Origin of the sequence: Brevibacterium atlanticum, assembly GCF_011617245.1 — a bacterium.
GTDB lineage: Bacteria > Actinomycetota > Actinomycetes > Actinomycetales > Brevibacteriaceae > Brevibacterium > Brevibacterium atlanticum.
The window spans coordinates 2,990,515-3,005,691 of the sequence record NZ_CP050152.1; the positions used below are offsets into that span (position 1 = coordinate 2,990,515).

12 protein-coding genes and 1 other RNA gene are annotated in these 15,177 nt (G+C 66.8%); 4 read left to right on the top strand and 9 right to left on the bottom strand.

Annotation, left to right across the window (positions count from 1 at the left end; all coding sequences use genetic code 11):
* Positions 1-16: 16 nt before the first annotated feature.
* Positions 17-1,438 (bottom strand): PucR family transcriptional regulator, encoded by a 1,422-nt coding sequence (locus tag GUY23_RS13390; RefSeq protein ID WP_166973065.1) that lies wholly within the window; start codon positions 1,436-1,438, stop codon positions 17-19.
* 121 nt (positions 1,439-1,559) lie between these two features.
* Here GUY23_RS13390 and speB point away from each other — a divergent pair, with 121 nt between their 5' ends.
* From speB to GUY23_RS13410, 4 genes are all read left to right on the top strand, one after another.
* Positions 1,560-2,570: an agmatinase gene (gene speB, locus GUY23_RS13395; protein ID WP_166973067.1), complete on the top strand. Its 1,011-nt coding sequence runs from the start codon at positions 1,560-1,562 to the stop codon at positions 2,568-2,570.
* A 1-nt stretch (position 2,571) separates the two neighbouring features.
* On the top strand, positions 2,572-4,272 hold the full coding sequence (locus GUY23_RS13400) for a thiamine pyrophosphate-binding protein (protein WP_166973069.1): 1,701 nt from the start codon (positions 2,572-2,574) through the stop codon (positions 4,270-4,272).
* Between the two features lie 51 nt (positions 4,273-4,323).
* Positions 4,324-5,877, top strand: coding sequence for a sodium:solute symporter (locus tag GUY23_RS13405; protein WP_166973071.1), 1,554 nt, complete (start codon positions 4,324-4,326; stop codon positions 5,875-5,877).
* A 297-nt stretch (positions 5,878-6,174) separates the two neighbouring features.
* Entirely contained in the window at positions 6,175-7,851 is a 1,677-nt protein-coding gene (locus tag GUY23_RS13410) for a thiamine pyrophosphate-binding protein (protein ID WP_166973073.1), read from the top strand.
* A gap of 140 nt (positions 7,852-7,991) precedes the next feature.
* On the opposite strand, the gene GUY23_RS13415 is transcribed toward GUY23_RS13410, so the two are convergent.
* The 8 genes from GUY23_RS13415 to GUY23_RS13450 all read right to left on the bottom strand — a co-directional run bounded on the left by GUY23_RS13415 (position 7,992) and on the right by GUY23_RS13450 (position 14,887).
* On the bottom strand, positions 7,992-9,008 hold the full coding sequence (locus GUY23_RS13415; protein WP_228282326.1) for a DUF418 domain-containing protein: 1,017 nt from the start codon (positions 9,006-9,008) through the stop codon (positions 7,992-7,994).
* A 67-nt stretch (positions 9,009-9,075) separates the two neighbouring features.
* Positions 9,076-9,717, bottom strand: coding sequence for a response regulator (locus GUY23_RS13420; protein ID WP_166973077.1), 642 nt, complete (start codon positions 9,715-9,717; stop codon positions 9,076-9,078).
* Positions 9,714-10,889, bottom strand: coding sequence for a sensor histidine kinase (locus tag GUY23_RS13425; protein ID WP_166973079.1), 1,176 nt, complete (start codon positions 10,887-10,889; stop codon positions 9,714-9,716). Before GUY23_RS13425 ends, GUY23_RS13420 begins: the two co-directional genes overlap by 4 nt.
* A 31-nt stretch (positions 10,890-10,920) precedes the next feature.
* Positions 10,921-11,079, bottom strand: coding sequence for a hypothetical protein (locus GUY23_RS13430; RefSeq protein WP_166973081.1), 159 nt, complete (start codon positions 11,077-11,079; stop codon positions 10,921-10,923).
* A 276-nt stretch (positions 11,080-11,355) separates the two neighbouring features.
* Positions 11,356-12,297 (bottom strand): DUF1214 domain-containing protein, encoded by a 942-nt coding sequence (locus tag GUY23_RS13435; RefSeq protein WP_228282328.1) that lies wholly within the window; start codon positions 12,295-12,297, stop codon positions 11,356-11,358.
* Between the two features lie 231 nt (positions 12,298-12,528).
* Positions 12,529-12,906: a transfer-messenger RNA gene (gene ssrA, locus GUY23_RS13440) on the bottom strand.
* Positions 12,907-13,123: 217 nt separating this feature from the next.
* Positions 13,124-13,594, bottom strand: coding sequence for an SsrA-binding protein SmpB (gene smpB, locus GUY23_RS13445; protein WP_166973083.1), 471 nt, complete (start codon positions 13,592-13,594; stop codon positions 13,124-13,126).
* Positions 13,595-13,819: 225 nt separating this feature from the next.
* Positions 13,820-14,887, bottom strand: a complete 1,068-nt coding sequence (locus tag GUY23_RS13450) for an IS110 family RNA-guided transposase (RefSeq protein ID WP_166973085.1) — start codon at positions 14,885-14,887, stop codon at positions 13,820-13,822.
* Between the last annotated feature and the right edge of the window lie 290 nt (positions 14,888-15,177).

The following is a 15,177-nucleotide window of genomic DNA, read 5'->3' on the forward strand; positions in this document are numbered from 1 at the left end:
GGAATGACGAAACCGGTCAGAGTTCGGCGAGTTCGAGGGCCATCGCCACGGTCTGGACGTCGCCTGCCCGGGTGAGGTCCCGGCCGAGCAGCGCCTCGATCTTCTTCAGCCTCGCACGCACCGTGTGACGGTGGATGCCGAGTTCCGCTGCCACCTGCTCCCTAGCTCCCGAAGCGGCGATGTAGACCCGCAGCGTCGCCAACAGCTCCTGGCCTCCCCCGGCGCGGATGAGCTCGCCGAGGACGCCGTCGACGAAGCGGGCGGCCGCGTCCTCATCAACCGAGGACAGCAGAGCCCTGACCTCCGATGCTGCGGATTCGTGCTGGCTCCGCCACAGCGTCCACGCGTGGTGAATCCCGGCGGGTGCCACTCTCTTCTCCGCCAGCGCCTCGAGTCCCGTCGCCTCGGCGGCGCGGAGCACGAGATCGTCGAGACCCCGTTCGGTCGACCCGGCGACAGCGAGGATCGACCCGGCACGCGTGAGCAGGGCTTCGCCGACGATATCGGCGATGAGGTTCTCCGCTGCGTCCCCGCGCACCCCGCCGAAGATGCGCATCCCGGTCATCGCCACCGGTGCCAGCCCCGTCGCCCGCACCCACTCGGCGCGTGCCTCCTCGGTGGTCATCGCCGTCGTGAATAGCGGTGAGTGCCCGGTCCGAGCAGGCAGATCCGAGAGCGTCATCGCCAGCAGGGAGGCCGCAGTCGACAGGAGAAGGGCACGCGTCTTCGGAGAACCGGCCGCCTCGGCGGGGGTGAGAATCCACCCCAGCGGCCGGTCGCTGCCGAGCGGAACGGCCTCGACGATGTGCTCGCCGGTGCGGACCAGCCGCGGGGCGAGTGAGGGCTTCAGACACTCCTCGATGAGCACCATGCGCACGTCGGGATCGGCATCGTCCCCGGTCAGGGCCCGCCCTGTGGGCGAAACGAAGCGCACCCGAGTGCCGAGCGTCTCGGCCAGATCCGCCACCAGGGCGGCCGGTCCCGACTGCGCCAGTGCGGCGGCGAAGCGCCTCGCGGCGCTGCTCGCCCGTGTCAGCTCACGGTTCGTCTCGGCCTCACGCATGCGGGTGAAGGCATCGACGACGGCGACGAACGGCACCGGTTCGGGCACTCCGAAGAGCGGGAGTCCGACCGTTTCGGCCTCCGCGATGAGGATCGGCGGCACCTGCTGCCACGGCAGATCGGAGCCGAGCCCGATGCCGAGTGCATGGACGCCGACGGCCTTGAGGCGGCGGACATAGTCCTTCACCGTGACCGCCCCGAGGTCCTGCCCGACCCCGATCGTCAGCAGCACCTCCCCTCCGGCGAGCCATTCGTCGACCTCCGGCAGCTCCGAGGAGTGGACGATCGTCACCTCCTGCTCGGCTGCGGTGGGTGAGTCGACGATGACATCGAGAGCGAGTTCGCTGCGCGACCACAGCTGTTCGAGGCTGACCATGCGCCCATACTATCCAGACCGGATACCCCACGATCCATTTCGTCCATAGCGGATATCGGTGTTGCCTGGGCCACGTCCTAGGCTGATGGCACATCGCCCGCGAGAACGAAGGAGAGAGCCGATGCCGTCTCAGCCACTCGGCCCAGCCGACTACAGCAAGACGCCCCGCTACGCAGGTCCCCCGACCTTCGGACTGCTCCCACGCATCGACGAGGTCGAGGCCGCCCGCCCAGGTGAGAAGATCGACGTCAAGGTCATCGGCATCCCCTTCGACGCCGGCGTCAGCTACCGACCGGGAGCACGCTTCGGCCCTACTCACATCCGCCAGTCCTCGAAGCTGCTGCGCCCCTACAACCAGGCCACGAACGTCCACCCGTTCACCGCGCAGCAGGTCGCCGACTGCGGTGACCTCGGGGTCAACCCCTTCGACATCGAAAAGGCCATCACCACCGTCGAAGCCAACGCCGACGAGATGCGCGCCGACGGGGCGAAGCTGCTCACCCTCGGCGGGGACCACACCCTGGCCCTGCCCAACCTGCGGTCCCTGCACAAGACGCATGGGAAGATCGCCGTCCTCCACTTCGACGCCCACCTCGACACCTGGGACACCTACTTCGGTGCCCCGTACACGCACGGCACCCCGTTCCGCCGGGCCAGCGAAGAGGGTCTGCTCGACCTCGAATCCTGCCTGCACGTCGGCATCCGCGGGCCCCTCTACGGAAGGCAGGACCTCGAGGACGACAGTGTGCTCGGCTTCCAGATCATCCGCAGCGACGACTACCAGTTCACCTCGGTGGCCGATGTCGTCGCCCGCATGCGCGCCCGCCTCGGCGATGCCCCCGTCTACCTCTCGGTCGACATCGACGTCCTCGACCCGGCCGCCGCACCCGGCACCGGCACCCCCGAGGCCGGCGGCATGACCAGCCGCGAGCTGCTCAACTCGATCCGCGGACTGCAGGGCCTCAACATCGTCGGCGCCGAGATCGTCGAGGTCGCCCCGGCCTACGACCATGCCGAGATCACCGGCTTGGCCGCCGCACACGTCGGCTACGAGATGCTCTCCCTATGGGCCGCCGAAGCCACCGGCGCCACCGGACCGACCGGACCCTCCGGCGAAGCCCTCGGAGTCTGAGATGACGACCGAGGAGTTCCGCAACGGCGGACTGGCTGTCGTGGCCACCCTTGCCGCGCACGGCGTCGACACGATCTTCGGCATCCCCGGCACCCACAACCTCGAGTTCTACCGGCACCTGCCGGAGTTCGGAATCCGCGCGGTGACGCCGCGACACGAACAGGGAGCCGGCTACGGTGCCGACGGATACTTCCTCGTCTCCGGCAAGCCCGGGGTCGTCATCACGACCTCGGGTCCGGGTCTGACGAACGTCCTCACCGCCGCCGCGACCGCGTATGCGGAGTCGCGTCCGATGCTCATCCTCTCCCCCGGCGTGCCCACCGGCTTCGAGCGCGCCGACGTCGGCATGCTCCATGAGACGAAGGACTCCTCGGGCGCGGTGGGTCGGCTGCTCGTGTCCTCCCAGCGCACTCGCACCGCCGAAGGTGCCGCCCAGGCCGTCGCCGAGGCGTTCGCGATGTTCGCCTCATCTCGACCCGGACCCGTGCACATCGAGGTTCCGCTCGACGTGCTCGAAGGTGCCTGGAACGGCAGCGTCCCGACCCCGTTCATCGGTCGCCGTCCCGCCCTCGACGAGCATGTCGTCACCCGCGCCGCCGAGGCGGTCCGACGGTCCCGGCGTCCGCTCGTCATCGCCGGCGGCGGAGCCCGGCGAGCCCGCACCGAGGTGGCCCGCTTCGCCGAGGTGCTCGACGCTCCTGTGGCGACGACGGCCAACGGCAAGGGCATCCTGCCCGAGGACCATCCGCTCTCGCTCGGCTCGAACGTCCGCTTCCCCAGTGTCCAGGCCGAGTCCGCCGCAGCGGATGTGCTCATCGTGCTCGGCTCCGAGCTGGCCGATTCGGATCTGTGGGGCGGGATCATCGGCGCCCAGAGTGCGATCGGCGTCCGCGATCCATCTGCCGAACAGACCGTCATCCGCTGCGACATCGACCCGGACCAGCTGAACAAGAACCTGCCCGGCGACGTCCTCGCCTGCGCGGACACCGCGGAGTTCCTCACCGCACTCATGACCGCACTCGGCGACGGGAACCCGGCGGCCTCCTCGGCGGATGGTCCCGCAACGGAGACGCCCGAGAGCAACGGCAGGGCCGCCTCGGCGAAGGAATCCGGGGCCGATCGGGCCGGACGGATCCGGGAGGGCTGGGACGCCGATTTCGACTACACGTCGATCGGTGCCCGCGTCACCCGGCTCGTCGCGGCCGGCGCCGGGGATGGCGTCGTCATCGCCGGCGACTCCTCGCAGGTCACCTACGACGGAACCGTGCACGCCCTGACCGCGCGCACCCCCGACCAGCTGCTCTACATGCCCGGCTTCGCGACCCTGGGCTACGGCATTCCCGCCGCGCTCGGAGCGAAGGTCGCCGATCCGGCCCGGCCCGTCGTGTGCATCCTCGGCGATGGGGCGGCCATGTTCTCCGTCCAGGAGATCATGACGGCTGCGGAGCTGGGGCTCGGCATTCCCTTCGTCGTCGTCGACAACGGCGGTTACGCGGAGATCGAGGCGCAGATGGTCGAGCGCGACATCGCTCCCTTCGCCGTCCGGCTCGCCCGTCCGGATTTCGGCGCACTCGGGGCGTCGATGGGCGGGGCCGGGGTGGCAATCGCCGAATCAGACATCGATTCGGACCTGCCGTCCGCCGTCGCCGAGGCGCTCGATCGCACCGTACCCACCGTCATTCACGTCACCGTCGGTCACTGAACCGACATCGGACCTGTCGGGGCCTGCCCCGACACTGAAGGAGGAGTCGCAGTGGACTCACTGGTAGTCATCATCTATCTCGCCGCCATGGTGGGATTCGGAATCTGGGGAAGGTTCAAGGCGAAGAACCAGGACGACTTCCTCGTCGCCGGTCGCCGCCTCGGCGGGCTGCTCTACACGGGGACGATGTCGGCCGTCGTGCTCGGCGGGGCGTCGACGATCGGCGGGGTCGGCCTCGGCTACACCGCGGGGCTGTCGGGCATGTGGCTCGTCCTGTCGATCGGCCTCGGCATCATCGCGCTGTCCCTGCTATTCGCCCCGCGGATTCAGAAGCTCGAGATCTACACGGTCTCGCAGATGCTCGAACTCCGCTACGGGAAGGGCTCGCGGTTCATCTCCGGCGCGATCATGACCGCCTACGGGTTGATGATCTCGACGACGTCGACGGTGGCCTACGCGACGGTGTTCCACGCCCTGTTCGACCTCAACAAGTTCTGGTCGGTGCTCATCGGCGGCGGCATCGTCATCCTCTACTCGATGCTCGGCGGGATGTGGTCGATCACGCTCACCGACTTCGTCCAGTTCCTCATCCAGACCGTCGGCATCTTCCTCATCATGCTCCCGATCGTGCTGAGCAAGTCCGGCGGACTGGGCGATCTGTTCGCCTCGCTCCCGGCATCGCAGACCTCACCGGTGGGCATCGGGTGGCAGGCCGTGCTCGGCTACATCCTAATCTACACCCTCGGCCTGCTCATCGGGCAGGACATCTGGCAGCGCGTGTTCACCGCCCGCTCCCCCGGGGTGGCTCGGTGGGGCGGATTCTCCGCCGGAGTGTACTGCCTGCTCTATGCGGCGGCGGGTGCGCTCATCGGCATGGCCGCAACGAAGATCGTGCCGGGCATCGAGGTTCCCGATGATGTGTTCGTCGCCGTCGTCGACGCCTCGATGTCGCCGGTGCTCGCCGGTCTCGTCCTCGCCGCGGCTCTGGCCGCAATGATGTCGACGGCCTCGGGCTCACTCATGGCGGCCTCGACCGTGTGCCGGCAGGACATCGTCGAACCGATCCTCGCCCGCACGGATATGACGTCGGTCGACGGATCGGGCGCGGGCAACGCCGCAAGCGTCGGGACGGACCCGGCCGACGGTGTGGGATCGGTCGACGGATCGGGTGGGGCCACCTCGGCGAGCGCATCCGGGGCGAAATCGACGCTGGTGAAGTCCCTCGTCCGCGAGACCGGGGACGAGATCCGCGACTCGCGCATCTACCTCATCGGTCTCGGCATCGTCACGCTGGTGCTGGCGATGATCATGCCCAGCGTCGTCGAGGCGCTCACGGTCGCGTACAACCTCCTCGTCGCCGGACTCTTCATCCCGATCCTCGGCGGACTTGTGTTCAAGCGCGGCACCATCGTCGGCGTCATGGCCGGCATGATCCTCGGTGCCGTGACCACCGTGGTCGTCATGATCGTCTCAGGCATCTATGCCGAGTCGGCCATCTACCTCGGCCTCATCGCCTCGCTGCTGGGCTACCTCATCGGATCCTTCGTCTCGAAGCCGACGTCACCGGAGATCATCGCGGCCTGGAAAGAACGCCTGAACCGCTGATTACTACCTGACGGCGGCGCAGCAACCTCGCGCGAGGTTGCTGCGCCGCCGTCAGGTAGTTCTGAGGGGTGCGATCTGCGCGCTGGGGCGTTATGCGACTTGGTGGCGAGCGGCACAGTCACCTATATTCGAAGAGTCAGGCTGAGCCGCTCTCGGCGACGCCGGAAGACGGCGAGTACCGCGAGCGCACATCAGCCGGCGCCCGAAAAAGGGGCGCGAAGCCGCGGAAGCCCGCGTGTGAGACACATATGGATCATCTCTTCCATATCTCCGCGTCTCACCAGCGAAAGGCCCGCCATGGCACATGCTTCCGCGCACGTCGCGCACACACTCGCAACTCACGTCGACGATGTCTTCGGCCTCATGGGCAACGGCAACGCCTACTTCCTCGACGCCCTGCTGAGGACCACCTCGGCGCGCTACACCGCCGTCCGCCACGAAGCCGGAGCGGTCGTCGCCGCCGACGCCCACTTCCGCACGTCCGGGCGGATCGCGGCGGCCACCACGACCTACGGTGCCGGGTTCACGAATACGCTCACCGCCCTCGCCGAGGCGGCCCAGGCCAGGGTTCCCCTCGTCCTCATCGTCGGCGACGAACCCACCTCCGGACCCCGACCATGGGACGTCGATCAGATCGCCATGGCCTCGGCCGTGGGTGTGCGCACGTACACGGTCGGCCGGGTCGACGCTGCCGCGGCGACGGTCACCGCCGTCGAACATGCGCTGACCTACCGGGTGCCCGTGGTGCTGGCGATCCCCTACGACGTCGCCACCCTCGACATCGGTGAGATCCCGGCCGTGCCCGGTCCGGGTCGACCTGCTCCCCTGGCACCGGATTCGGAATCCGCGCAGGCGGCCCTCGATCGACTTGCGGATGAGCTCGCCGAGGCGGAGCGACCGTTCCTGCTCGCCGGTCGCGGTGCGTGGCTGGCCGGGGCAGGTCCCGTGCTCGGCGAACTCGCGGCGGCCACGGGTGCCCTGACAGCGACCACAGCGCTCGGGCGCAACCTGTTCCCCGACTCCGAATTCGACCTCGGCGTGGCCGGTGGATTCGGGGCACCGGCTGCGATGGAGCGCATCCGGGAGGCCGACGTCGCCGTCGTCATCGGGGCCTCACTCAACCAGTTCACGATGCGCTTCGGCGAGCTCTTCCATCCCACGACTTCGGTGTGGCAGATCGACACCGATGATCGGGCCACGCACTCCAGAGTGGGAGGGTTCGTCCGCGCCGATGCGCAGCTGGCCGCTGCTGAGCTCGTCGAGCGGCTGCGTCCGGCCGAGGGTGCTGTTGCCACCGACGGTGTCTCCGTTCGCACCCCGTGGCGTGAGAGCGTCGATACCGCAGCGGACCGTGCTTACGATGTCGGCGGTGAGCTCGCCGACGACGGCAGGCTCGATCCGCGAGCGGCGGCCGACCGCCTCGGCGAGCTTCTGCCCTCCGACCGCGTCGTCGTCTCCGACGGCGGGCATTTCATCGCGTGGGCGAACATGTTCTGGGAGCCGGCGGCACCCGAACGACTCGCGATGGTCGGCACCGCGTTCCAGTCGATCGGGCTGGGCTGGCACAGCGTGGCCGGTGCCGCCCGGGCCAACCCCGAGTCGACCGTCGTGCTCGCCACCGGCGACGGCGGTGGAGCGATGGCCCTGTCCGACCTCGACACCGCGATCCGCGTGGCCGGCGGTCGCGGAATGGCGGTGGTCTTCAACGATGCCGCGTACGGCGCCGAGATCAACCTCTACGGACTCAAGGGACTCGAGACCTCACCGATGCTCATCGACGAGATCGACTTCGCTGCCCTGGCAACGGCGGCCGGTGGTCGCGGGGTCGCGGTCCATCGGCTCGCCGATCTCGAAGTCGTCGAAGAGTGGAAGGCGACTGCTGTCGAGGCGCGGCCGTTCCTGCTTCTCGACCTGCGGATCTCAGGCTCAGTCATTGCGCCGTATCAGGAAGAGGTCATCCGCGTGAACTCGTGAGGTGCCGCTGGACCCAGCCTCCTCGTCGGGATCACCTGGAACCAGCCTCCTCGTCGGGTTCCGTTGACTTGCTGCTCCGATGGGTGTGGCCAGATTGCCAAATCCGGGCCGGAAATGTGCAATCTGGCCACACTCATCTCTCAGGCGACAGTCCTCGCGGTACGGTCGGAGCGGCCCCAAGTGACGAAACGCCACAGCTTCTCCAACGGTCCCTGTCCGAAGAACCGCAGCCACAGCGTGGATACGATGACCTGGACGGTGAGGATCCCGATCGAAATGATCAGACCGGCGAGGTAGCCGCCGTGAGAATCGAACCGGCTGAGGTCCGGGACCACCGCTCGGACGGCGACGATGAGGAGCGTCGCTCCGACGTAGTTGCTCAGCGCCATTCGACCCAGCGGGGAGAGCACGGGACGCAGGACCGCCTCGGCGGGGGTGCGCAGGAGCAGGACGAGGATGACGACGTAGGTGAAGGCCATCGCAATGCCCAGGCCCGCGTTGATCCACTGGTTGATCTGGCGCGTCTCGTAGTCGGTGACGAGGAATCCTGCCACGCTGATCGCCGCGGTGAGTGAGCCGAGGAATGCCAGGAGCCCGGGGTGGTCGAGGGCGCGGCGGATGAGTCCGCTGCCGCCGGTGGCGAAGCCGAGGAGGAAGAGCCCCGGGATGATCACCATGCCGCCTCCGCTGAAGATCGCCGTGATCAGCAGGATTGCGCCGAGGATGCCGGTGATCATGTTCAGCCAGCGCTGGGAAATCCAGGTCGAGGGCAGGAGGACGACGATGCCCGCGATCGCGTAGGGCAGGAGCGCCTCGCCGGGCTGGAGGAGCTGGTGAAGGCCGCCGATGACCGCGAGGAACGCGAAGCGGCGCAGCAATGCCAGGCGGGGACGAGGGCTGCGCTCGGATGCGCTCAGCCACATCAGGCCGAAGCCGATGCCGAAGAGGAAGGAGAAGATCGGGAAGAAGCGGTTCTGAACGGCGTCCTCGTAGAACCGGTAGAAGCTCATCGCCTGCCCGTCGACGCCGAGATCGAACATCGGAGGCAGGTTGACCAGGAGGATCCCGCAGAGGGCGAAGCCGCGGACGACGTCGAGGGCGACGATCCGGGAGCGACGGCCGGTCGGGGCGAGGGGTGCTGTCTCTGTCGTTGTCATGTCTTCCATCCTCGTCACCGCGCGCACTCGGGGCATCGGCCCAGCGGCCGATTCCGCCCGGGTGGGGTCAGCCGTTCGGCCGATCCATCACGCCGGATTCCCACATCGCTGCGGCGATCTCGACGCGGTTGCGGGCTTCGAGGCGGGCCTGGATGCTGCCGAGGTGAGTCTTCACGGTGCCGAGCGAGATGAAGAGGGTCTCGCAGATCTCCTGGTTGGTCCGGCCGACGGCGACGAGCTTCGCGACCTCGAGTTCTCTCCCGCTCAGCCGGTCCACCGCGTGGGTGTCCGTGCCCTGTGTCTCGGCCCGGCGGCTGAGCAGGTCGAGGGTGAGCGAGGGTGAGATGAGGGCGTCGCCGTTGGCTGCCGCCCTGACCCCGGCAATGAGGAGGTCGGCGCCGGCGTCTTTGAGCAGGAAGCCGCTCGCACCGCCTGCCAGCGCCGCATCGACGTAGTCATCGTCGTCGAAGGTCGTGACCATGATGACCTTCGAATGCTCGGTCAGGCGCGGCAGTGCGGCGAGTCCGTCGAGGCGGGGCATGCGGATGTCGAGGAGGATGACATCCGGTTTGTCCCGCCGCGCGAGTTCGATCGCCTCGACGCCGTCGGCGGCCCGTCCGATCACGGAGATCCCGTCCTCGGCGTCGAGGATGAGGGAGAACCCCATCCGCACCATCTCCTGGTCATCGACGACGGCGACTGTGATCATCGGGGTTCCTCCGATCGTTCGGATGCGGGTGCTGGTGACGGGGCAGTCGCGGGAAGGCGGGTGCGTACGCTCCATCCGCCGTCGGGGTCGGGGCCGGCTTCGATGCTCCCGCCGAGGTGGCTCACCCGTGCGCGCAGACTGCTCAGTCCTGTGCCGCTTCCGGCTCCGACTCCCCTGGTGCCCGGAGCGTTCGTCACGCTCATCAGCAGTGTCTCCGGGGCACAGTCATCGCGGTGGAGGCGGACTTTCACCTCGGCGTCGGGTCCGGCATGGCGGCGGACGTTCGTGAGTGTTTCGACGAGGACGCGGTCGAGCACCGGCCAGACGTGCTCGTCGATGGCGGGGGCCGAGGCGGTTCCCATGCCATCGTGCCCCAGGGTCTTCGGGGTGGCTGAAGTGTCGATGCTCTCGGCGATGTCGATGGTTGCGTGGTCGCCGTAGGAAGTGACCCGATCTCGCAGGGCCTGCGGCCCGGCCGCGACCGGGGTTCGTGCCCCGCCTTCGGTCCGGTTCTCGGAGACCAGGCGGCGGATCTCGGTGAGCGCACGGGTCCCGGACTCCTCGATCCTCTGCAGGGCGGTCGAGGTCAGCGCCGCATTGTCACTGCGGCCGGCGGCTTGGGCGAGGACGACGATTCCGGTCACCTCGTGGGCGATGAGGTCGTGGAGTTCGGTGGCGATGCGACGTCGCTCCGCCTCGGTGGCGGTGGCCTGCCGTTCGATCAGGGACCGATCGGCCGAGCGCAGCGTCACTCCGATCGCGACGGCGACGACGATGACGGTCATTGCCGCGAGACCGAAGGTCACTCCGTCGGGCATGAGCAGCGGAGAGCCGATGTTCGCGGCGGCGAGGACGACGATGCCGAGGATCCCGAGCCACGTGGTCGCGAACCTCGTGAGCATCGCGATGGTCACGAGACTCAGCCACATTGCCGTCGTGCTCATGGTCGGCACGGATGCGACGATGCCGAGGGCGAGGATCTGACCGAGGGCGCCGAAGAGGAGTTCGCGGGCTCGGTCGGGCACGCGTTGGACGCGGATGAGGACGGGCACGCCGATGCCGGCGGCGAGGACACCGGCCGCGGTGAGCAGCCAGTGGATGCCGGTCAGGGCGTCGAGTGCCAGGGTCAGCGGTACGGGGACCAGCCACAGCCACGCGAAGATTCGTCTCATCGGCTCTCAGTCTAGTCAGGCGGTCCCGTGATCAGCGGCAATCGCTCGAGGCGTATTCGACCTCGACGACGACTCCGTCGTCGCCGGCGGCCACGGTTCTCACCTCGGTGGGCTGGGGCATGTCGAAATGCTCGAACTCGTCACCGTCGATGGTGGCCACCTCGGTGAGCGAACCATCCGGGTTGAGCATCGGCTCGGCACCATCGGCGGGATAGTCGACGGTGATGAAGCGGGTGAGGCGGTCGGCGCGGCCGTCGATCGAGGAGGCCTCGACTCCGCAGCCGTCGAGGAATTCGGTCGCCTTCGACTCGAGCTCGGCCTTCGCGCGGAAGTCGGCGATGACGGGTGCACCGATGAGGACTGCGATGAGGGAGACAGTGGCGGCGAAGGCGATGAGTGCCTTCTTTATGGGGAGTCCTTCGAAACGGGGATCGTGACAATGACGATCCTTCCGCGGTCGAAAGGCTCAGACCTCGGTCAGATCCGGAGGGGTCCAGGCAGCTGCCTCGGGGCGGGGTCGGTAGAGCCGGAAGAGATAGTTCCAGCCCTCGACGATGGGAAGTGTGTTGGGTACATCGGTGTCCCCACCGAAGTGCACGGTGACTCCTCCGTCGTCGTCGCGGTGGGCGGTGATGTTGTTGAGGCTGTAGGCTTCGGCGTCATTGGGTTCGAAGAAGCCGGCGCCGTTGTAGACGGAGATCGACCAGAAGCCGTCGACCGGCACATCGGTCACCCGCAGTCGGAATTCGCCGACCGGAAGCCGGGGTGAGACGTTGATGTAACGTGCCTCGCTGGCGGGCAGACCTCCCCACCCCACGGCCACTCCGGCCAGATGGCTGAGTCGTTCGACTTCGTCGTTGCGTCCGAACGCCTCAGTGAAGTCCGTCATGCCTCGTGCGAGGACGGTGAGCGCCTGAGTGGTTTCGGTGAGGCTCTCGGGGTCGAAGTTCGGGGCGTGGTAGTCCCGGCCGGCGGTCGATGTCGCGGACAAGCCGTCCTGGAGTCGGGCCACCTCGGCGACGTCCTTCTCCGATTGAGGATCGACGAGGATCCGTGCGGCGACGACGACGAATTCGCTGCCCAGATCGACGGCGGACAGCTCGTAGGTCCCGGCATCGTGGAAGATCGTCGGGACGTAGTGGTCCTCGGTGACGACCATGACGGAGATGTAGCGATCTCCGGCATCGGGGATCGTCACACTCGCCCCTTGTGAGACGTCGAGGACGAGGAAGCTGTAGAGGGTGTCCCGATTCATCCGGATCACCTCTTGGGCCGAGATCTCGGTCGGGGTGCGGTTGTGCTTCCACCGATTCGCCCCTCCGGCGGCACGGGTCAGCGCGGTGAACATGCGGGCGGTTTCGGCACGGGCGTAATTGTCCACCGTGACGGGGATGGGACTGTCCATCATCGTGGTCCTCTCCATGCCCGTTCGCCGAGCGTGTCCATTCGGGTGGTGCATACCGGTTCGGGAGCGAGCGGAGGCGCATCAGGGCAGGTGCTCGACATCGGAGTCTCCGTCTGTCTCTTTATAGCACGGGGGCTCTTCGGCGCGGGAAGACGAAGGACGTTTCAACCGGGGCACGGACGAACAGAGCCCCGCAGGATCGGTCCGACGACCGGCCCGCGAGGCTCTGTGAAAACGTGGAGATGGCGGGAATCGAACCCGCGTCCGTCGGCAGATTGTCAGGACTTCTCCGGGCGCAGTTCGTGAACTGGTGTCTTAGGTTCTGGCTACCGCACGAACACGTAAGCCAACGAACGGAGTTGAGTAAGAGTCCCTCAGGCACCCCCAACATGTGCCTGAAGCAGTGGCCTCTTAAGCGACGCCAGGATCTAGAGCAGAGGCAACTCTAGGCTGACGGATTCGCAGCTCGCGCTCTATCAGGCAGCGAGGGCGAAATCGGTGCGGTTGTTAGACTTAGCACCTATTGTTTTGCAGAGGACATTAACGAGATGACTCTGCATTCTCGGCCCGCTTCTCCCGACGCAGTGTCCAACGTCGAAACCGATCATCCCCATATTCTCTTACCAATCCTGACCGGCTCTGGCACCCGCTGACGCGGGTTTCTCGGCTGGACAGGAACACCAGCATACTCGCTCAACACCGGCCGAGCCAATCGTATTCCGAGCGTTCGCAACCGAGGACGCGACCGCCTCGGCGAGGGTGTGGAGATGGCGGGAATCGAACCTGCATCTGCACGACCGCGTCCAGGACACGGCCGCCTCGGCGAGGCTCAGAGGAACTGCTTGGACTTCATCGCGCGCTCGGCCTCGCGCTTATCCTGCGCTTCGCGCAGAGCCTGTCGCTTGTCCCATTCGCGCTTACCCTTGGCCAAGGCGATCTCGACCTTGACCCGGGACCCGTCGAAGTAGAGTTCGAGCGGCACGAGTGTCCGGCCGGATTCCTTGACTTTCTGGGAGATCTTGAGGATCTCCTCGCGGTGAAGGAGCAGCTTGCGGCGCCTGCGCGCGGTGTGATTCGTCCAGGTCCCCTGCATGTATTCGGGGATGTAGACGCCTTCGAGCCACGCTTCGTTCTGGAAGATCAGCGCGAATCCGTCGGTGAGCGAGGCACGGCCTTCGCGCAGCGACTTCACCTCGGTGCCGGTGAGTACGAGACCGGCCTCCCACGTGTCTTCGATGTGATAGTCGTGGCGAGCCTTGCGGTTCCTCGCAATGACTTTCTTGCCTGTGTCCTTCGGCATGACCGGCCTCCTCTCTGCTTCTGATCGCTGGCGTACGCGTTCGCACGCACAGCCGTCTATTCTAGCCCATCCCGGACAGGGTCCCAACGTTACGGACGACGACCCGAGCAGGCACAACGGCACCGCCGCCGCCCCTATTCCCAAAACCCTCCATTTGCTACCTGACGGCGGCCCAGCAACCTCGCGCGAGGTTGCTGGGCCGCCGTCAGGATCCTTCTATGCTTGTCAAGCGGCCTGCCCAACCACGCTCGTCGCCTCGAGAAGCCGATAAACTCTCCGGGCCACAAACCGCTTGATACACCGGATAGCCTCCTTCTTCGACTTCCCTTCCCCAAGTCGTTTAGCCATGTACGCTCGGGTCTCCTCATCGAAGGACAGCTTCGTGATGGCCACCATGTACAACGCGGAGTTCAACCGGCGGTCCCCGCTGCGGTTGAGTCGGAATCTCACCACATTGCCCGACGATGCTGGGATCGGATTCACCCCCGCCAGCTTCGCGAACGCAGCCTCGGAATGCACCCGTCCTGGTTGAGACCACGCCAGATAGAACACGGCGGCAGTGATCGGTCCGATCCCCGGCTGGGCCAGCAGCACAGCGGCAGGACTGTCCTTCACCAGAGCCAGAATCCGTGTGGCGTAATCCTTGATGTCGGCATCGAGTTCGATGACGCGTTTGGCTAACCGGATCGCTTCCCGACGTGCTTCACAACGGGCCACAGGCTCGTTCCGGCCCCGCCATTTCGACACCGTGCGGATCTTGGCGACTGACAGTTTCCGTCGGGCATCGATACCGAGATCGTTCGCCCGCAACAACGCGGTCAGCGCGTTGATGGTGCGGGTCTTCTCCCGCGTCATGGACTCGCGGGCACCCACGAGGATCCGCAGTCCCTGACGCGGCCCATCGGCCTGTCTGGGCACGCGCAGCCGCGACTGCTCCAAGGGCAGGACGGTGGTCGCGATTCTGCGGGCGTCGATCTGGTCATCCTTACCCGTGCTGTGACGGTCGCGGGCACTCATGCTCGCGGCCTCGGCGACCGTATACCCAGCCTCAGCGACGTTCTCGGCCAGGATCGCTCCGTAGGTGCCGATGCCTTCGATCACCCACAGGGTGTCCAGGTGCCCGCCGGTGCGACGCCCGACCCAGTCCAACGCGCGTGCCAGGCCAGTATTCGTGGTCGGGAATTCGCGGGTATCGAGGTGCTCACCGCGGTTGGTGAGTATGGCGTAGACGTGGTTCTTCGCGTGTGTGTCGACGCCGACGACAAACGCGTACAAGTGCGAGATGATAGTCATGACGGTTCGTGATTCTCCCGTGTTAGAGCGGATGATGTCCGACCGTCGAACGGTCGGCTCCGGTCCGGGAGATAGTCACGTCGGAACACTACTGTGATGAGTCACGTTCGGTCAGGAACGGACAACCTTCTGATCAAGTTACCGATGTGGGCCGAGCCGGGGCCGACCGCCCACCGATCATCAGACAGATCCTGACGATGACATCGTCTGAGTCAGCAGTAATTCGAGTCATGATGATCGATGGGACGGTCAGTTCCTACTCTGCCAGCCAGTCCCAGACCAGCCACTAT